The sequence below is a fragment of the Pseudarthrobacter sp. S9 genome, from assembly GCF_050156545.1.
GTDB lineage: Bacteria > Actinomycetota > Actinomycetes > Actinomycetales > Micrococcaceae > Arthrobacter.
Genome location: NZ_CP189576.1, coordinates 412,898 through 431,498, shown reverse-complemented (window position 1 = coordinate 431,498; position 18,601 = coordinate 412,898). Strand labels below are relative to the sequence as shown.

Annotated in this window: 17 protein-coding genes and 1 pseudogene; 8 read left to right on the top strand and 10 right to left on the bottom strand. The window is 66.8% G+C overall.

Going from position 1 to position 18,601, the window contains the following annotated elements; translation table 11 throughout:
- Positions 1-9 precede the first annotated feature (9 nt).
- Positions 10-519 (top strand): RNA polymerase sigma factor, encoded by a 510-nt coding sequence (locus tag ACQCSY_RS02060; RefSeq protein WP_427132754.1) that lies wholly within the window; start codon positions 10-12, stop codon positions 517-519.
- 1 nt (position 520) lies between these two features.
- On the top strand, positions 521-1,831 hold the full coding sequence (locus tag ACQCSY_RS02055) for a hypothetical protein (protein WP_427132753.1): 1,311 nt from the start codon (positions 521-523) through the stop codon (positions 1,829-1,831).
- Between the two features lie 77 nt (positions 1,832-1,908).
- Here the strand turns inward: ACQCSY_RS02055 and ACQCSY_RS02050 are convergent, their stop codons facing one another.
- From ACQCSY_RS02050 to ACQCSY_RS02035, 4 genes are all read right to left on the bottom strand, one after another.
- Positions 1,909-3,048, bottom strand: coding sequence for a bifunctional 2-methylcitrate synthase/citrate synthase (locus ACQCSY_RS02050; RefSeq protein ID WP_427132751.1), 1,140 nt, complete (start codon positions 3,046-3,048; stop codon positions 1,909-1,911).
- 62 nt (positions 3,049-3,110) lie between these two features.
- Complete coding sequence (prpB, locus tag ACQCSY_RS02045) at positions 3,111-4,013, bottom strand: methylisocitrate lyase (protein WP_427132749.1); 903 nt, start codon at positions 4,011-4,013, stop codon at positions 3,111-3,113.
- Positions 4,013-5,533 carry an MmgE/PrpD family protein gene (locus ACQCSY_RS02040; RefSeq protein ID WP_427132747.1) on the bottom strand — a complete coding sequence of 507 codons (1,521 nt, stop codon included), beginning with the start codon at positions 5,531-5,533 and terminating at the stop codon, positions 4,013-4,015. The genes prpB and ACQCSY_RS02040 overlap by 1 nt, the downstream gene beginning before the upstream one ends.
- A 10-nt stretch (positions 5,534-5,543) precedes the next feature.
- Positions 5,544-6,185 carry a GntR family transcriptional regulator gene (locus ACQCSY_RS02035; RefSeq protein ID WP_427132745.1) on the bottom strand — a complete coding sequence of 214 codons (642 nt, stop codon included), beginning with the start codon at positions 6,183-6,185 and terminating at the stop codon, positions 5,544-5,546.
- Positions 6,186-6,360: 175 nt separating this feature from the next.
- On the opposite strand from ACQCSY_RS02035, the gene ACQCSY_RS02030 reads away from it, so the two are divergent.
- A complete protein-coding gene (locus ACQCSY_RS02030; protein ID WP_427132743.1) occupies positions 6,361-8,256 on the top strand; it encodes a propionyl-CoA synthetase in 1,896 nt (631 codons plus the stop codon).
- Between the two features lie 46 nt (positions 8,257-8,302).
- On the opposite strand, the gene ACQCSY_RS02025 is transcribed toward ACQCSY_RS02030, so the two are convergent.
- On the bottom strand, positions 8,303-9,022 hold the full coding sequence (locus ACQCSY_RS02025; RefSeq protein ID WP_427132741.1) for a response regulator: 720 nt from the start codon (positions 9,020-9,022) through the stop codon (positions 8,303-8,305).
- Positions 9,019-10,692 carry a sensor histidine kinase gene (locus ACQCSY_RS02020; protein ID WP_427132739.1) on the bottom strand — a complete coding sequence of 558 codons (1,674 nt, stop codon included), beginning with the start codon at positions 10,690-10,692 and terminating at the stop codon, positions 9,019-9,021. The genes ACQCSY_RS02025 and ACQCSY_RS02020 overlap by 4 nt, the downstream gene beginning before the upstream one ends.
- A 139-nt stretch (positions 10,693-10,831) precedes the next feature.
- On the opposite strand from ACQCSY_RS02020, the gene ACQCSY_RS02015 reads away from it, so the two are divergent.
- Positions 10,832-12,217, top strand: a complete 1,386-nt coding sequence (locus tag ACQCSY_RS02015; protein WP_427132737.1) for a cation:dicarboxylate symporter family transporter — start codon at positions 10,832-10,834, stop codon at positions 12,215-12,217.
- Between the two features lie 87 nt (positions 12,218-12,304).
- On the opposite strand, the gene ACQCSY_RS02010 is transcribed toward ACQCSY_RS02015, so the two are convergent.
- Positions 12,305-12,448 (bottom strand): hypothetical protein, encoded by a 144-nt coding sequence (locus tag ACQCSY_RS02010; protein ID WP_427132735.1) that lies wholly within the window; start codon positions 12,446-12,448, stop codon positions 12,305-12,307.
- A 45-nt stretch (positions 12,449-12,493) separates the two neighbouring features.
- Here ACQCSY_RS02010 and ACQCSY_RS02005 point away from each other — a divergent pair.
- Positions 12,494-12,826 (top strand): annotated as a pseudogene (locus ACQCSY_RS02005) (AraC family ligand binding domain-containing protein); the annotation flags it as partial.
- A 301-nt stretch (positions 12,827-13,127) separates the two neighbouring features.
- Here ACQCSY_RS02005 and ACQCSY_RS02000 read toward each other — a convergent pair.
- The 3 genes from ACQCSY_RS02000 to ACQCSY_RS01990 all read right to left on the bottom strand — a co-directional run bounded on the left by ACQCSY_RS02000 (position 13,128) and on the right by ACQCSY_RS01990 (position 14,814).
- Complete coding sequence (locus ACQCSY_RS02000) at positions 13,128-13,445, bottom strand: DUF4193 domain-containing protein (protein WP_427135617.1); 318 nt, start codon at positions 13,443-13,445, stop codon at positions 13,128-13,130.
- A gap of 171 nt (positions 13,446-13,616) precedes the next feature.
- Complete coding sequence (locus ACQCSY_RS01995; RefSeq protein WP_427132733.1) at positions 13,617-14,270, bottom strand: hypothetical protein; 654 nt, start codon at positions 14,268-14,270, stop codon at positions 13,617-13,619.
- 7 nt (positions 14,271-14,277) lie between these two features.
- A complete protein-coding gene (locus tag ACQCSY_RS01990) occupies positions 14,278-14,814 on the bottom strand; it encodes a Chromate resistance protein ChrB (RefSeq protein WP_427135615.1) in 537 nt (178 codons plus the stop codon).
- Positions 14,815-14,966: 152 nt separating this feature from the next.
- Between ACQCSY_RS01990 and ACQCSY_RS01985 the strand changes: the two genes are divergently transcribed.
- Genes ACQCSY_RS01985 through ACQCSY_RS01975 form a run of 3 tightly spaced genes read left to right on the top strand, consistent with a single transcriptional unit; the run spans position 14,967 to position 18,581 of the window.
- Positions 14,967-15,617: a DedA family protein gene (locus tag ACQCSY_RS01985; protein ID WP_427132731.1), complete on the top strand. Its 651-nt coding sequence runs from the start codon at positions 14,967-14,969 to the stop codon at positions 15,615-15,617.
- Complete coding sequence (locus tag ACQCSY_RS01980; RefSeq protein ID WP_427132729.1) at positions 15,614-16,843, top strand: MFS transporter; 1,230 nt, start codon at positions 15,614-15,616, stop codon at positions 16,841-16,843. The genes ACQCSY_RS01985 and ACQCSY_RS01980 overlap by 4 nt, the downstream gene beginning before the upstream one ends.
- A gap of 46 nt (positions 16,844-16,889) precedes the next feature.
- Positions 16,890-18,581, top strand: coding sequence for an LssY C-terminal domain-containing protein (locus ACQCSY_RS01975; RefSeq protein ID WP_427132727.1), 1,692 nt, complete (start codon positions 16,890-16,892; stop codon positions 18,579-18,581).
- Positions 18,582-18,601: the final 20 nt, after the last annotated feature.

The following is an 18,601-nucleotide window of genomic DNA, read 5'->3' as shown; positions in this document are numbered from 1 at the left end:
GGGGGATACGTGCTTTCGGAGCGCGAACTGGCGTTCATCGCCATTCACAAGGACAGCTATCCGCGCGTTTTCCGGTATGTGCGCCGGCGGGTGGAGTCGGCGGAGCTGGCCGAGGAACTCGCCGCCGACGTCTTCCGGGTGGTGTGGCAGAAGTGGGGCGATGAGCCGCGGACGGACACCGCGTGGCTGCTGACGGTGGCCCGCAATCTGATCGGGAATGCGTACCGGAGCCGGGACCGGCAGCTGGCGCTGCAGGACAAGCTCCGGACCGCCGCTGTGACGCGGTTCGGCGAGGAGTCCGAGGACCTGGTGGTTCAGGACGCCCTGGCCGCTCTCCGCGAGAACGAACGTGACATCCTCCAGCTAGCCTATTGGGACGAGCTGAGCATCGCGGAGATCGCCGGGGTGCTGCGGTGCAGCGAATCGGCGGCGAAGGTCCGCCTGCACCGCGCCCGCGGCGCCTTCCGAAAGCAGATGCCGGTCACGGCCGGATCGTTGACACAGAAAATGGGTGCATGACATGGATCCGATCAAGAAGCTGATTTCCGGCACCGACCCCCTCACCGTGGATTCGTCGGCGGCCCCGGACGGCGAAGAAGCCCTGCGCCGGATGCTCTCCGAGCCGGCGGCGTTCAGCGACAGCCTGCCGGCCAACGTCGTGCCGTTCGAGGACCGGAAACGCCGGCGGGCGAGGCTGGCCGGCGTGCTGACGCTCGCCGCGGCAGCGGTCACGGCCGGCGTGCTCGTGGCCACGAACCTCGGGTCCCTAACCACGGCGCCCGTGCCCGCCAGCACGGCAAACGCAGCCACACCGACCGCGACGCCGTCAACAACACCGTCACCGACACAAATACCGACGCTCACGCCAAGCGCAAGTGCACCGGTGGCCGCCGGCCCGGTAGCCTGCACTAAAGAAAATGTCGACGGCGTCCAGAGCTGGCTGGCCGAGCAGTTGCCCGCGATGCGGCTGTCCGGGTGTGCCGGTGACTGGATGGCACTGAGCGCCTCGGCGGCGGCGCAAACGGACGCTGGCAGCTGGTTCTGGATGGCCAAGTTGACCGATCGCAGGTATGTCATCGATGCCGACAAACCATGGGCGCAGGTTTCCGGTTGGGAGACGGCAGCCGCCAATAACGAGCGCCTGACCGCGGAGCAATACATGGATCAGGCCTTCGCGTCCCAGGGAATCCCGGGGGATCTCCGGGTCCAGCTTCTCGGCGCGCCGGCACCGGGTAGCCTCGCCGCGCGGGGGATCAAGACGTACGAGGACCGATCCACGGGTTACAAGGTGAGCTTCAACTACCCGGCGGCGTGGCAACTGGCCGACCCGTCCGAAAGTCTTGCCCTCTCAGACGGTCTGGGGACTGCTCTCACGGATTCCAGCGGCCAGCAAATGGCACGGCTGGCCTTCGGCGACACCAATGACTGGAGCACGAGCGCCTGCCTGGACAATGCGCCCTACAAGGTCCTCGACAGCCAGCCCATGCCCGGGCTGCCGTTCGATCCTGCGGTGCCAGCACAAGGAACGCCGAGGTTCGCCTTCGTCGCCATGACGTCCGCAGCAAATGACGGAGGTCCGGTTCAAGCAGGGATAGGAATCACGAACCGGATCGCCGGACAGGACGGGATAGGCTGCGTCCTTGATTTCGCGGTAGCAGGACCCGGCGCCTTGAAGTTATACAGCTTCACGGATCGTCGTCCACTCGGCGGGCCGATGTGGGGCCTCTACAAGTTCAACACGATGGAAGAGGCCGCCGCCTTCACCCGGACGCAGGGCTATAAGGACCTGAAGGCGGTCATCACCTCGCTCACCGTCACCAAGATCAACTAAGACCGTGCAAGAACCACGCCGGGCCGGCCACCTCGAGGTGACCGGCCCGGCGTCGTAGTGAGTGAAGAGCCTGTTGGCTACGGCAGGTGCCGTTCCTCGACGCCGTTGTATTCGCTCAGCGGGCGGATCAGGGAGTTCGAATCCAGCTGCTCCATGATGTGCGCAGTCCAGCCGGTGATCCGGCTCGCGACGAACAGGGGAGTGAAGGTGGCGGTGTCGAAGCCCATGAGGTGGTACGTGGGACCGGTCGGATAGTCGAGGTTCGGCTTGATCCCCTTCGCCTCATCCATCGCGGTTTCGAGCCCGTTGTAGAGTCCCAGCAGCTCCGGGCGGCCATAGTACGCGATCATCTTGTCAAGGGCGGCCTTCATGGTCGGCACGCGGGAGTCGCCGTGCTTGTAGACGCGGTGGCCGAATCCCATGACCTTCTTCTTCTGGGCCAGGGCATTCTCCATCCAGGTTTTTGCCCGGGCGGCCGCCTCGTCCAGCGATTCCTCCGGCCGGATGCCGATCTCGTCGAAGGTGTACATGACGGCCTCGTTGGCGCCGCCGTGGAGCGACCCCTTGAGGGCGCCGATGGCCCCCGTCACGGCCGAATGAAGATCCGAGAGCGTGGAGGTGATCACTCGGGCCGTAAACGTCGAGGCATTGAACGAGTGCTCGGCGTACAAAATCATGGACACGTTGAATGCGTCAACCACTTCGGGGACGGCCTCCTCCCCGAATGTCATCCAGAGGAAGTTGGCGTCGTAGCCCAAATCCTCCCGGGGCTCCACCACATCCTGGCCATGACGGCGCCGCTGGTCGTAGGCCACCACGGCCGGCATCGCTGCAAAGAGGTCAATGGCCTTGGCCATGTTGGCCTCACGCGAGGAATCCTCGGCGAGCGGGTGCCGTGCCCCGATCACGGAGGCTGCGGTCCGGCAGACATCCATGGCGTGCGAGGTGGTTGGCAGGGCGTCGATCACCTGTTTGACGACCGGATCCAGGGCGCGCCCGGCGCGTTCCCTCGCGGTGAACTCCGCCAGCTGCTCGGGTGTGGGCAGCTCGCCGTTCCACAGCAGGTAGGCGACCTCCTCGAAGCTGCACTTGGCGGCCAGCTCCTGGACGGGGTAGCCGCGGTACAGCAGTGAGTTTGTATCCGAGTTGACCTTGGAGACGGCGGTGTAATCCACCACGACGCCGGCGAGGCCCTTTTTGATGTCCTGTTCAGCCATGCTGACACTCCTTTTGTTCTTCTCGCCTGTATACCGGCACGAGCCGGAGGTTCTATGTGGGCTTACTTACCGGGAATCTGGAAATTGAAAACCCCGGTGTCAAAACGGTTGTAGGCCTCGTAGTCAACGAGGTCGTACAAACGCGCACGGGTCAGCATGCTTCCAACCTGTGCCTCCTGGGTTCCGTCGGCCTTAATCGATTCCAGAGTACGCTCCGCAGCGCCCATGGCACTACGGAGCAGCGTCACCGGATAGATGACCATGTTGACCCCGACGCCGGCCAGCTCGTCCACCGTGAACAGGGCGCTCTGGCCGAATTCGGTCATGTTCGCCAGGATCGGCACGTCGACGGCGTCGCGGATGGCCTGGAACTCGCTGAGGTCCTTCATGGCCTCGGGGAAAATGGCGTCCGCCCCGGCCTCCACGAGCGCCCTGGCGCGGTCCTGGGTGGCCTGGAGGCCGTCGGTGGCGCGGATGTCCGTGCGGGCCATTATCAGGAAATTGGGGTCGCGCCGGGCGTCGGCCGCCGCGCGGATGCGCTTGGTGGCGGTGTCGAGGTCCACGACGTTCTTGCCGTCCAGGTGGCCGCAGCGCTTCGGGTTGAACTGGTCCTCGATGTGGCAACCGGCCAGGCCGGCGTTCTCGAGTTCCTGGATGGTGCGTGCCACGTTCATGGGCTCACCGAAGCCCGTGTCGGCGTCCACGATGCAGGGCAGGTCCGTCATGCGGGCGATCTGTCCGGCGCGTGTGGCCACCTCCGTCAGGGTGGTCAGCCCGATGTCCGGCAGGCCGAGGTCATTGGCCAGCACGGCGCCGGAAATGTAGACCCCGGAGAAGCCCTTCTCCTCGATCAGCCGTGCCGAGAGCGGGTTGAACGCGCCCGGGAACTGCGCGATGGTGCCGGAGGCCAGGAGCTCCCGGAAACGGATCCGCTTCTGCTCCGGCGTGGTCTTCGAGTACAGCATCAGAAGAGTCCCTTCGGTGCGGCGGCGAGGTCGATCACGCCGTCGGCCGCATGGATGTTGAGCTGGTCCAGCTCGCCGGCTGCCAGTTCGGGGAGCCGCGCGGCGGCGGCGAGGAAGCGTTCAATTTCCTCGTCGGCCACGAGGCCGGCGGCGAGGGTGCGGAACTTGTTCACGTACTGCTCGCGGGCGAACGGCCGGGCGCCGAGCGGGTGCGCGTCGGCGACGGCGATCGACTCGGAGATGACCGTGCCGTCCTTGAGCGTGATCTCCACGGTCCCGCCGAACGCCTTCTCGGCGATGTCCAGGGAGTGGTAGCGGCGTGTCCACTCCGGGTCCTCGACGGTGGTGACCTTGTGCCACAGTTCCACGGTGTCGGGGCGGCCGGCACGCTCGGGGGAGTAGGAATCGACATGGTGCCAGGCGCCGTCCTGCAGGGCGACCGTGAAGATGTACGGGATCGAGTGGTCCAGCGTTTCGCGGCTGGCCGTGGGGCTGTACTTCTGCGGATCATTGGCGCCGGAGCCGATCACGTAGTGCGTGTGGTGGCTCGTCTTGATCAGCACCGACTCCACGTTGGCGGGATCCGTCACCTCGGGGTGTTCCTTGTGGAGCTTGCGGGCGAGGTCGATCCACGCCTGGGCCTGGTACTCGGCGGAGTGCTCCTTGGTGTAGGTGTCCAGGATGGCGCGCTTGGCTTCGCCGGCTTCCGGCAGCGGCACCAGGTAGGAGGCGTCCGGGCCGTCGAGCATCCACGCTATCACGCCGTCTTCGCCTTCATAGATCGGAACCGGGGAGGTCTGCCCGCGCATGGCACGGTCCGCGGATTCCACGGCCATCTTGCCGGCGAACGCCGGAGCGTGGGCCTTCCACGTGGAGATCTCGCCCTTGCGGGACTGCCGCGTGGCGGTGGTGGTGTGCAGCGCCTGGCCGACGGACTGGAAGATCGTCTCGACGTCGAGCCCCAGCAGGGTGCCGATCCCGGCGGCGGCGGACGGGCCGAGGTGCGCCACATGGTCGATCTTGTGCTCGTGCAGGCAGATGGCCTTGACCAGGTTGACCTGGATCTCGTAGCCGGTGGCGATGCCGCGGACCAGGTCCTGGCCGCTGGAGCCCACGTGCTGGGCCACGGCGAGGACCGGCGGGATGTTGTCGCCCGGGTGCGAGTAGTCCGCGGCCAGGAAGGTGTCGTGGTAGTCGAGTTCGCGGACCGCGACGCCGTTGGCCCAGGCCGCCCATTCCGGGGCCACGCGCTCGTCGATGCCGAAGACCTTGGAGCCCTTGCCGCCGGTGGTGGGTCCGTGGGTCAGCGCCTGTGCGCGGGCCGCAACGATGGGTGCGCGGTTCAGTGAGGCGATGGCCACGGAGGCGTTGTCGATGACCCGGTTGATCACCATGTCGGTGACCTCGTCGGTGACGGCCACAGGATCGGCGGCCACCTTGGCAATCTTGTAGGCGAGCTGATCCTCGCGGGCCAGGTTTTCCTCGCTCTTGTAAACGCGGACGTGGTGTTCCTTAACCATGGTGCTCCTTCTAGTGAGGTATGTGCGTGGCTTTGACGTGGGAAAGACTTCTGTGCAGGTGGAGCGTGGTGGCGGCCTCGGCCAGCCGCGGGTTGCCGGCGGCGATCGCCTCGGCAATGGCGGCGTGCTCGGCCGCGGCGGCGGTGAGGCGCCCGGCGTCGTCGGCCGCCAGCCGGCGGACCCGGACCAGATGGACGCGCAGGCTGCGCATCGTCTGCGCCAGGTAGGAGTTGGAGACCGCGGCGTCGATTGCCGCGTCCAGCCGGCCGACCAGGCCGTAGTAGTCGTGCCGGGCCGGGTCGGCGTCGCTGATCAGCTCGGGGGCTTTCAGGAGTTCGAGCCGCAGCTGTTCAAAAACAGCGGGGTCGCCGCGCTCGGCGGCCAGGGCGGCCGCCTTGCCTTCAAGGGTTTCGCGGAGCTCGAAGAGTTCGTCGATGTCCTCCAGCGAGATGTCGGTGACGACGACGCCGCGGCCGCCCGCCGTCGTCGTCAGCCCCTCCGCGGTGAGCCGGCTCAGCGCCTCCCGCAACGGCGTGCGCGAGATCCCCAGCCGCGCGGACTGCTCGACTTCGGCCAGCACGGTGCCCGGGAGCAGGCGCCACTCGATGATGTCTTCGCGGAGGGCCGCATAGGCCTTGTCGCTGGCGCGCATCCTGCCTCCTTCATTGGCTGACCAGATTCAGTGTATACACGCAAGGGCTATTTTCACAGCTTTTCCGCAAATTACCGACCCTGAGCGGCAGCCTTGTATACACAGACTCTTGTGTCGGCGTCCGGCAGCGGGCTACCATGAGCCACATCACAACGTCGTGGACGGGATTCATTTCATGGTTACCAAGAGCTACCGGGACAGTTACGATCGCAGCCTGGAACAGCCCGCAGACTTCTGGCTGGAAGCCGCTAACAAGGTCTCGTGGTCAACGCCGCCGCGGCAGGCGCTCGATTCCAGCCAGGCGCCGCTGTACGGTTGGTTCCCCGATGGCGTGCTGAACACTGCCTACAATGCCCTGGACCGGCACGTGGCGGAAGGCCGGGGCGGGCAGGACGCCCTGATCTACGACTCCGCCATGCTGGGCACGCAGCAGCGCTTCAGCTACGCGGAACTCACCGACCACGTGGCCCGGTTCGCGGGCGTCCTGCGCAGTCAGGGCGTTGGCAAGGGCGACCGCGTGGTGATCTACATGCCGATGATCCCCGAGGCCGCCATCGCCATGCTCGCGACCGCCAGGCTGGGGGCCGTGCACTCGGTGGTCTTCGGCGGCTTTGCGCCCAAGGAACTCGCCGCCCGCATCCGCGACGCCGCCCCTGCCGTGGTGGTCACCGCGTCGGGCGGGATCGAACCGTCCCGCCGGATCGAGTACCTGCCCGCGGTTGCGGAAGCCCTCGAACTCGCCGGGGCCACGGACACCCCCGTCCTGGTCAAGGGACGGGAGGGTTTCGCCGCCGGGGCCGCAGACCACGGCTGGCTCGACTGGGACACCCAGATGGCCGTCGCTGGGCCGGCCGCGCCGGTCGACGTCAGCGCGACGGATCCGCTTTACATCCTGTACACCTCCGGAACCACGGGCGCCCCCAAGGGGGTCGTGCGGGACAACGGCGGCCACGCCGTGGCCCTCAGCTGGACGATGGAAAACATATACGACGTCGGCCCCGGGGATGTCATGTGGACGGCCTCCGACGTCGGCTGGGTGGTGGGGCACTCCTACATCGTGTACGGGCCGCTGCTGGCCGGCGCCACGACCGTCCTCTACGAAGGAAAGCCGGTGGGAACCCCGGACGCCGGAGCCTTCTGGCGGGTCATCCAGGACCACAAGGTCAACGTGCTGTTCACCGCGCCCACCGCGTTGCGCGCCATCCGGAAAACCGACCCCGAGGCGAAGCTGCTGGAAAACTACGACGTTTCCAGCCTGCGCACCCTGTTCGCCGCCGGCGAGCGGCTCGACACCGACACTTTCCACTGGGCCTCCCGCATCCTGGGCATCCCGGTGGTGGACCACTGGTGGCAGACCGAGACAGGCTGGGCCATCTGCGCCAACCCGAGGGGGTATGACGAGCTGCCGATCAAGGCGGGCTCGCCCAGCCTGCCGATGCCCGGCTTCAAGCTCAACATCGTCGACGGCAGCGGCGAAGACGTCGAGGCCGGGACGGAGGGCAACATCGTCCTGGGCCTGCCGCTGCCCCCGGGAACCCTCACCACCCTGTGGCGGAACGACGAACGCTACATCTCCTCATACCTCCAGGCCTTCGAGGGCTATTACGCCACCGGCGATTCCGGCTACCGGGACGAGGACGGCTACGTCTTCGTGATGGGCCGGACCGACGACATCATCAACGTCGCCGGCCACCGGCTGTCCACCGGCGCCATGGAACAGGTGATCGGCCAGCATCCGGCCGTCGCCGAATGCGCCGTGATCGGGATCGCGGACCCCCTCAAGGGCCAGCGACCCAGCGGCTACGTGGTGCTCAAGTCGGGCATCGACGTGGCCGAGGCCGTGCTGGTCAAGGAACTCATCGCCCTCGTCCGGCGGGACATCGGCGCCGTGGCGGACTTCAAGCACGTCACCGTGGTGGAGGCCCTGCCCAAGACCCGCTCGGGGAAGATCCTGCGCAAGACCATGCGCCAGATCGCCGACGGCGACGCCTACGTGGTGCCGTCCACCATCGAGGACGCCGGGGTGATCGACCAGCTCATCGAGACCCTGCGGTCCGCCGCGGGGGAGTAGCAGGGTAGCCGCCGGGGACCAGGCGCCGGGCCCTACGGCACCGGCCCTACGGCGCCGGCCGGAGCCAGCGGTATTCGTTCTCCGGCCGGCCGGGGGCTCCGTAGCGCGCTGTCCGTGATGCCGTGCCGGCGTCGGCGAGGTATTCGAGGTAGCGCCGGGCGGTGACGCGGGACATGCCCAGTGCTTCCATGACCTCGCTGGCCGACACCGCCCCGGACTGTACCTTCATGAAGTCCTGCACGGATCCCAGGGTGGAAGCGGACAGTCCCTTCGGCAGCGGCAGCTCGGAGGGCGCCCGCAGGCTCGCGAAGGCCTGGTCCACGTCGCTTTGGGAAGCACCGGGCCCGGCAGCGCCCGGCCCGGGGGTGGCCAGCTGTTCCCTGAACTGGCGGTAGCTGGCGAGTTTGTCCGCGAAGGTCGCAAAGGTGAACGGCTTGATCAGGTACTGGACGACGCCGGTGGCCACGGCGCTGCGGACGATGTTGAGTTCGCGCACGGCGGTGATGGCGATGATGTCCGCGAAGAAGCCGGCCGCACGCATCCGCCGTGCGATGTCCAGCCCGTGCAGGTCCGGGAGGTTCATGTCCAGCAACACCAGCTCAACGGGCTCGCCGGCCGCCGCGAACTCCGTCATCAGGCGCAGGGCGGACTGCCCGTCCGGGGCGGATCCGGCGAGGGTGAACCCGTCCAGCCTGCCGATGTAGGCGGCGTGGGCCGCGGCGGCGATGGGCTCGTCCTCGACGACGAGCACACGGATGTCGCTCATTGCTGTCTCTCTGTAGGCTGCGGCGCCGTCGGCAGCGTGACGTGGAACAGCGCCCCGGCCGGGCTGGTGATTGTCATGCTACCGCCCAGGCGCTGCACTGCCTGGCGGACCAGGGCGAGTCCGAGTCCGCGGCCGAAGGGTCCCGGCTCCTTGGTGCTGAAGCCGTGCCGGAAAACGTCCTCCACGGCCTCGGGGTCTATGCCGGGGCCGCTGTCCTCCACAGTGATCTCCAGAGCTCCGCCGACCGTCTCGACGGTCAGTTCCACGAGCCTGGGCGCGGGAGCCTCGGCGGCGGCGTCGATGGCGTTGTCCAGCAAGTTGCCCAGGATCGCGACGAGGTCCTGGACAGCCAGTCCGGTGACGGCAGTGGAGCCGCCTGTGTTACCGGTGTTAAGGGCCAGCTCGACGCCGCGTTCGTGGGCTTCGGCCGCCTTGCCCATGATCAGTGCGCCGAGGACAGGCTCCTCGATGGAGCTCACGAGATCGTCCGTCAGACGCTGGCTGAGCTCGAGGTCCTTGGTGGCGAAGTCCAGGGCCTCGGCACCGCGTCCCAGTTCCATCAGCGACACGATGGTGTGGAGCCGGTTGGCGTGCTCGTGGGTCTGGGCGCGGAGGGCATCGGAGAGGGTGCGCATGGTTTCCAGTTCGCTGCCCAGCGACTCGATTTCCGTGCGGTCCCGGATGGTGGCCACCGTGCCGAACACCGCCGCGCGCTGACGCCCGGCCGGGGAGCCCGGACCCACCGCCGGGCCCTGGTTCACCACCAGGATGCGCGGGCCCGTCAGGTGGATTTCGTCATGGGCGGTCCGCCCCGATTCGAAGAGTTCCTTGAGGCTGGCCGCGAGGGGCAGCTCCGCCAGCGACGGCGCGGGCTGGTTCCCGCCGTCCGGGGAGCCGGCGTCGGCCGTGCCGCCGTCGGAAGAGCGCTTGGTGAGTCCCAGGAGGTCGGCCGCCTGGTCGTTGTACATCACCACGTTGCCTCTGGGATCGACCAGTATCACTCCCTCGCGCACCGAATGCAGCACCGATTCGTAGTAGGCGAAGAGCTGGGCGAGCTGCTCCGGACCCCAGCCGCGGGTCACCTTGCGCAGATACCGCCCGAGCAGCCAGGACGCCGCCGAACCACCCAACAGCAGGGCCAGGCCGATGGCCAGCAGCGCCGGCAGCCTGCCGGAGACGGCCACGTCCACGGTCCCGACCGTCACACCGGCCGCGACGAGGGCCCGCACGGTGCCGTCCGCATCCTTCACCGGCGCGATCGTGCGGACGGACGGGCCGAGGGTCCCGGCGGTGATCTCGGTGAAGACCTGGCCGTTCAGGGCCGCATCGATGGACCCGATGTATGGCTTCCCTAGTTCCTCGTCCCGGGGGTGGGTCCACCGGGTCCGGTCCGGCGCCATGATGGTGATGAAATCAGCGCCCGCGTCCGCGGTGACCTTCAGTGCGTAGGGCTGCAGGAGGGCGGAGGGATCGGGTGCGGCCGCCGCCTGGAGCACGAGCGGGTTGTCGGCCACCGCCGTGGCGACCCCGGCCATGCGCCGGCCCGCCTCGCTGTAGGCCTGGTCGCGCGCGTCGACGAAGGCGGCCGTGCCCACGACGGCCGTGAGGACCAGCATGAAGAGCAGATGTGCCACGAACAACCTGCGGGCAATGCTCCAGCGGTGGATCATCAACCCCTCCTACGACCAATATGAACGCAACGGTGAGCTAAGTCACTCGAGCCCTAATGATGGATATCACACCGGACCGACGTGATGAGCTCAGAGCCTGGGCGCAGCGTCTTCCAGATTACCCATAAGGAGACACATCATGGCTTCTCAACGAGGAGAGTCAGCCGCGCCCGCCAGGGCCGCCCGCAAGGGGCTCGACAAAACGCACTACCTCTACATCGCCGTTATCGTTGCCGTCGTCCTCGGTGCGGTCATCGGCCTGCTGTTCCCGGAGGTCGGCAAGTCGCTGAAGCCGCTGGGCGACGGCTTCATCAAACTGATCAAGATGATGATCGCACCGATCATCTTCTGCACGATCGTCCTGGGCATCGGTTCCATCGCCAAAGCCGCCACCGTGGGAAAAGTCGGCGGGCTGGCTCTGGGATACTTCATCATCATGTCAACGTTTGCCCTGGCTATCGGCCTTGTGGTCGGCAACCTCATCCACCCGGGCGAAGGGCTGAACCTGGCGCCGTATGACCCCAACAAGAAGGCGGCCACCGACAGCACTGTCGACTTCCTGCTCGGCATCATCCCCGGAGACATCCCCGTGCTGCCGACGCTGCTGACAGCAATCCTGGTCGGCTTCGCCCTCCAGAAGATGGGCCCGCAGGGAGCCCCGATTCTGAAGGCAATCGGCCACGGCCAGGGGCTCGTGTTCCGCATCCTCATCATGATCATGTGGCTGGCCCCCGTCGGTGCCTTCGGCGCGATTGCTGCCGTCGTCGGTGCCACCGGCGTCCAGGCGATTGTGAGCATGTTCACGCTGATGATCGCCTTCTACATCACCTGCGCACTGTTCATCGTCGTGGTCCTCGGCGGCATTCTCCAAGTGGTGGCCGGTGTCAATATCTTCAAGCTGATGAAGTACCTGGCACGGGAATACCTGCTGATCTTCTCCACCTCGTCCTCCGAGGCCGCCCTGCCGCGTCTGATTGCCAAGATGGAACACCTCGGTGTCTCCAAGCCGGTCGTCGGCGTCACCGTTCCTACCGGTTACTCCTTCAACCTGGACGGTACGGCCATCTACCTGACCATGGCGTCGCTGTTCGTGGCGAACGCCATGGGTACCCCGCTTGACCTCGGCGCACAGATCTCCCTGCTGATCTTTATGATCATTGCCTCCAAGGGCGCCGCCGGCGTCACCGGTGCCGGCCTGGCCACACTGGCCGCCGGCCTCCAGGCGCATGCGCCCCAGCTGCTCGGTGGCGTGGGCATGATCGTGGGCATTGACCGCTTTATGTCCGAGGCCCGTGCCCTGACCAACTTCACCGGCAATGCAGTCGCGACTGTCCTGATCGGCACCTGGGTCAAGGAGATCGACGGCGGACAGGTTGAGCGTGTCCTCTCCGGCGCCGCGCCGTTCGACGAGCAGACCATGATCGCGGGCCACAGCGCCGGTCAGGACGCCGGGCACAGCGCCGGCTACAGCGCTGGTCAGGACGCCGCCGCAGAGCCTGCCCGTCCGGTCCCCGCGAACGCCTGACCCTCACCTGGCCCGGCATTACAGCACTACCTCCGAATCCGCAGCGACGCCCGGCAGCTCAGCTCCCGGGCGTCTCTGCCGTGGGAGTCATCCCGCGCCAGCTCCGAAGCGGGTAACCACCCTCCGGCGGGGCGTCCCGCCGTCGTCGTAGTTCAGCGTGCTGACCCCGACGCCGTACAGCTCCGAAAGCCGCGCGTCCATCAGGAGCGCCGCGGCCGGGCCGGTCAGCACGCGCTCGCGGCCCGTGAGGACCGCGGAGTCCGCCAGGAACAGGGCATGCTCCGGGTGATGGGTGCTGACCAGCAGGACATTCCCGCACGCATGAGATCCCTGAGGAGCTGCAGCACGCGGGCCTGGTTTTTCAGATCCAGACCGGTGGACGGCTCATCCAGGATCCGAGCACATGACTATCCGAGCCCGATCGCGCACTGGAACTACCACCCTGAGTACGAGATTCACCTGATCAGGCAAGGCACCGGCAAGTTCATCGTCGGGGACCACATCGGCACGTTCGAGGCCGGCCATGTGGCCCTGATCGGATCCGGGCTGCCGCATGACTGGGTGAGCGACCTCGAGGCCGGAGAGGTCATAGAGCGACGCTACGCCGTCATCCAATTCGACGGAAAATGGTTTCAGCAATGCGCTGGCCTGATCCGGCCGATCAACTTCTCCCATGGCCGTCGCCGCCTACACCTACGACACTCTCCCGGCCTCCGAACAGGAAGTCCTCCCCAGTGAAGGCCACCTGACAGCCGCGCTGGATTGGGCGGACCCCGCTGACGGCTGAGTCCGCTCATCCGGGGGACGCCTGCGTCGGCCCGGGAAACGACCGGAACTGCGGAATTTGTATGCGCCCGCCAGTTCCTGGCCTAAGCCTCAGCCCTGAGCTACTGAGGAAGTTCCGTCAGTGTCACCCTTCGCATTCGCGGCAATAGGGGTGGCCGTTCCGTTCCCGGGCGAGCTGCGAACGGTGCCGGACCAGGAAGCACGAGTAACAGGTGAATTCGTCCTCCTTCTGGGGGATGACAGTGAGGGTGAGTTCCTCGGCAATGAACTCACCGCCCGGGGATTCGGCCCCTTCCAGACCATCGGTTTCGTCCAGTTCACGGACGACGCTGCGCGCATCGGAGCTCGTCGTAATCGGTTGCCATGCAGTCCCTTGCTTTCCCTGAACGTTCGAGAAGTACCGTACAGCATGAAGCCCGCCGCTCGTTGGGAATACGGGAATGAGCCGATGCGGGTTGTCGCTGCGGACGTAAGATCGCCGCGTTGGGCGGCGGTGTCCCCCTCAGGAATTCAGGAATGGGGGCATAAAGCTCGCTGAGATCCGGCGCTGCCTGCTCGACTGATCAAAGGGGAATCGAAGCGCTGCCTCGTCTCAGGACTCCTGCACTGTGCACTAGCGGCCGTCGTCGATTGAATCCGACCAGGCGTCATGCCGCCTCCGGTCCTTGTGCAAGGTAGCGCTGCTGGCCAAGGGAATTGAGAAATTGTCCGGGTTCAGTTGCGCGCGCTCCTGCCCTTGGCGAACCCACCATTGAGGGGCGCTCGGCTGCCTCAGCAAGCCGGTCACCAAGGATGTCTCTCTTGTCCTGAGGATACCGGAGACACCATTTTCGGACCGCCCGGCCGGACCGCCGCTTCGTGCCGGCGCATTGAGCATGCACTGGTGATCGCCGCAGGACCAAGAGATCCAAGTCATCTTTCCGATTTCCGAGGGCAGCCACCCCACAGTAACCGTGGACCCGAACGCCAGGGCGGTGAGTGGCCTGCGCAGCCCGAACATCAGGATCAGGCACGAAAGTGCGAGGATGACGACGTTGCCCGCTGGGGAGAGGGCGTCGTTGATGATTGTGGCGAGGGTCGTCAGGGCCGGGCTGCGGTCGTGGATGAGGCTGACGTCCACGTTGAGGTCCGCTCCCGGTGAGCCGTAGCGTTTCGCCAGAACCCCCATGGACAGGGTGAGAACGAACAGGATCACGGATACGGGCGGCAGCCACCAGGAGCGCCAGAACAGGCGCAGGGGATGGATGCCGGAGGTGGGGTGCTTCAACGTTTTTTTACGGGAGTACGGTCTCGTAGACCCGTTGGGCGTAGTTTTCCAGGGCGCCGGTGCAGCGGGTCAGGTGTTCCTGCGCCGTGTCGGCCTGGGGGAGACGTAGTACGTCGCGGGATTTGAGGTCCCGGTACCAGCGGCGCAGCCGTTCCAGGCTTTGTTCTTCCTCTTCGAGCTCTCCGAAGGTGAACTTGGACTTGGCGAACTCGCGGGCTATTTCGGCTTCGAACTTTCCGCAGTCGGCGGTGAACTCGGTCCATTCCTCGGCTCTCGCGGCCGCGAATGCTTCACGGAAAAGTGCCATACCGGCCTCGTTGCGGGGGGCGGCATCCACCACGGTGAGCGTGCCGGATCCCCGCTCGGCGAGTTCCCCGGCCCGTCCCAGTGCGGATTCGAAGGCCGGTAACGCGGGCAGCACCCAGGTGCCGTGGGAGACGGGAACGGCCCCGGCCCGGCGCAGCTCCCGCCAGACCGCAACGCGGTGCCGGGACGGCTGGGCGGGGACCTGCACGAGAACCAGCAACCACCCGAAATCTTCCATCGTCACACGCATAAATGTATCATTTGTTACTTGGAGGCCGGATTTCTGCCGGTTGGCGCGACACGCGAGGAGCAGACCGTGAACCAAGGACCGGTAATCGAGCACTTCCTGAGCGGGGCCCGCGGTCTTCACGCCCGGGGAAGCGGTGCCGGGTGAGCGCCTTCCTGGACAGCATCCTGAACGTCAATCCGGTCCTGGCACTGACCCTGGTGGGGCTGCTGGTGTTCGCCGAGGACGCTTTGTTCATCGGGTTCGTGATCCCGGGAGAGACAGCGGCGGTCCTCGGAGGCGTCGTCGCCAGCCGGGGCCACGTGGACCTGTGGACGATGATGATCCTGGTGGTGCTGGCAGCCATCGTGGGGGACACGGTCGGCTACGAGATCGGCAAACACTTCGGCCCCCGGGTCCTGAACCTGAAGGTCATGAACAAGCGCCGCGCCAAACTGGACAAAGCACAGGACTTCCTGCGCCGCCGGGGAGGATCAGCGGTCTTCCTCGGCCGGTTTGTGGCCTTCTTCCGGGCGGTCATGCCGGCCCTGGCGGGGACGTCCCGGATGCACTATCCCCGGTTTCTGGCCTTCAACGCCGCGGGCGGTCTGGTCTGGGGTGCAGGGTTCGTGCTGCTGGGTTTCCTGGCCGGCAACTCCTACGAAGCCGTCGCCAAGGCAGCAGGACGCGACATCACCGCCGTCGTGCTGGTGGTGGCCGTGATCGCGTTCATCGTCTGGCGCGTGCGCAAGGCACGCCGGGAACGCCGCACCGGCGCGCCCGCGCCCGGACCCGCGCCGGAAACCGGGCAATGACCACCGGCGCACAGGGCTCCGGGGTGTCAAGCCCCCGGCGGTATCTGTTTCCCTTGTATGCGGCTGGCTTCACCACGGCGTTCGGTGCCCACGCCGTGGCGGCGACTCTCGGCGCCTACAGTGTGGGCCATGGCCAGTCCCTGCTGCTGCTCGGGGCGATGCTGGCCCTGTACGACGGGGCCGAGGTGCTGCTCAAACCCGTTTTCGGGACACTCTCAGACCGGATCGGGGCCAGACCCGTCCTGCTCGGCGGCCTGGCCGCCTTCGCCCTCTTTTCCGCAGCCTTCGTCCTGGCCCGGGACCCGGCATGGCTGTGGCTGGCCCGACTGGGCCAGGGCGCAGCCGCCTCGGCGTTCTCCCCGGCAGCCTCTACACTGATTGCCCGGCTGAACCCCGCGGGCCGGCAAGGCAGAGCGTTCGGCTCCTACGGGTTCTACAAGAGCATCGGATACACCGTCGGACCGTTGATCGGAGGAACACTGGTGGCCTCCGGCGGGCTGGAACTGCTGTTCACACTCACCGCACTCCTGGCACTGGCCGTCGCCGTCTGGGCCTTCCTGGCCGTGCCCGTCGTGGCTCCGATGCCCCGCGCCCGGCAGACCGTCGCTGGCCTGGCCCGGCGGCTGGCCGATCGGGCCTTCCTGGCCCCGACCGCTGCCCTGGCAGCCGCGGCCGCTGGCCTGTCCGCCGGAGTCGGCTTCCTCCCCCTCTCGGGGGCAGCCGCGGGCCTCGGGCCCGTCGCCACCGGAGCTGCCGTCTCGGTCCTGGCCGTCTGCGCCGCCCTCGCCCAGCCCCTGGCCGGCCGTGCATCCGACACACCAACCGGTCCGGGCCGCCTCGCTGTCCTGGGCTTGGCGCTGACGGCCGCCGGCCTGGCCGCCGCCATGCTACCAGGGATCGCCGGACTGCTGGCGGCCGCCGTGGGCATCGGCGCCGGAACGGGCATCATCACCCCGGTCGCCTTCGCGGCCCTGGCCGCCGCCACACCGCCGGAGCGGCTGGGCCAGACCATGGGCGCCGCCGAAGTCGGCCGCGAGCTCGGCGACGCAGGCGGGCCGCTGCTGGTAGGGGCGGTCGCCGCGGCGGCGGGCCTCACCGCCGGCTACGGTGCCCTGGCCCTCCTGACCGCCGCAGTCGGAGTATTCCTCCGTCCTCCCCGCACCCGCACCGGAGGCATGTCCCCGGTAGCGGCGGAAACCAGCCCGACGCGAACGGAGCCGGGATGAATCAGACCGCTATGCCGCCGGACCGCGGACGGAAAAGGCGGCCGGGATGATCAGCGTACCGACGCGCAGGTACGGGGCAGCCCTGCTGGCCGTGGTTGTTTTGACCGCCCTGAATGCCTATCTGCTGAATACGCTGGATGTCGTCGGGATCCCGCTGATCTTTGCGGCCGCCTTGCTCGTGCAGCTGCTGTTGATCATCCTGTTCGTCTTCAGCCTGATCATGGTCCTGCGCACGCCGCTGAAAATCGCGTGGTCGATACTGGTCTCGGCCTGGGAGGGCGTCCGGGGAAACACCTACGTCGTACGGTTCCGCCGACGCTACCCGCGCCTCGTTCGCTGGTCCGGCCGCCGGTTCTCGATGAAACAGCCGACCGGGCTGGTCCTGACGGTCGGGGCCGCGGCCGCGGCCACCGCCCTGCTGCTTTTCATCAGCATCACCCGGGCCGTCATCCTGAAGACCTCGTTCGCGGGCATCGACCAGCGGATCCTCAATCTTGTGCCGGATATCCGCACGGACGGGCAGAACACGTTTTTCAGCGTTGTCGCCTTTGCCGCCAGTTCGGGTTCGGTCATCTTCTTTCTCATCATCCTGGGCCTGGCGTCCTGGCGGCGGCGGCAATGGTGGGTACCGGTCCTGCTGGCGGCCGCCTTTGGCCTGGAACGCGCCAGTTCCACGGTGATCAAGCAGGTCGTGGCACGGCCCCGGCCGGACCGCTCCCTGGGCCTGCTGACTGAAAACAGCTTCAGTTTTCCCAGCGGGCACACGCTGACGGCGACCGTCATAGGCGGCCTCGCAGCCTACCTGCTGTGCCGCAGCCTCAAGTCCTCCATCGGCAGGCTGATGATCGTCCTGGCCGCGCTAACCGCCGTCTTGCTGGTCGGAGTCAGCCGGATATATCTGGGCGTCCACTACCCCAGCGACATCCTGGGCAGTCTCGCCCTGGGGTTCTTTCTGCTCGCCGGCATCATCACACCGTTGGAGATCAACGACCGGTTCCACCTGGTCAAATCGGTGAAGCTCAGTACGGCGGTCAAACGGCCGCTGCTGATCGCCGCTGCCGCTGCCTTGCTGTTCGCCGGGATATTCGCCGACCAGCTCACGACCCTCACAGTCGTCGAACATCAGGAAGCTTCTGAGGTACTGCCCGCTCTGAATGAGGCTGCCATCAGGCGGTTGCCCATCTACAGCGAAACGTTGACCGGGGCCAGGATGGAACCGATCAACTTCATCTACCTCGGCAGCCAGCAGCAGATCGAGGGCCTGTTCAAAAGGGCCGGATGGTACAAAGCCGACCCCTCGACCCTGGGCAATACCCTGCGATCCATCCTCGTCGCAGTACGCAACGAGCAGTACCTCACCGCCCCGGTCACGCCGTCCTATCTGGATGCCCGGCCCGAGACGGTCGCGTTCGAACAACCCACCGACGCCAACACGCTGGTCCAGCGACACCACACAAGGATCTGGAAAACCAACTTCACCATCGGCGGCCAACCCGTGTGGGTCGCCACGGCCAGCTTCGACCGCGGCATCGGGATAGGCACCAAGTCCGGATTGCCAACCCACCACATCGACCCGAATATCGACGCGGAAAGGGCATACATCCTGCAATCACTGCACGCGGCCCAACCACGCCTGGTTCACGTCGCCGACGCCCAGTTGGGACACAACGCAACCGGCGACGGATTCTTTACCGACGGCCAGGCGGCAGTACTCAATCCCGAAAACCTGAATCAATAGTCACGGGGCACCCACCCGCT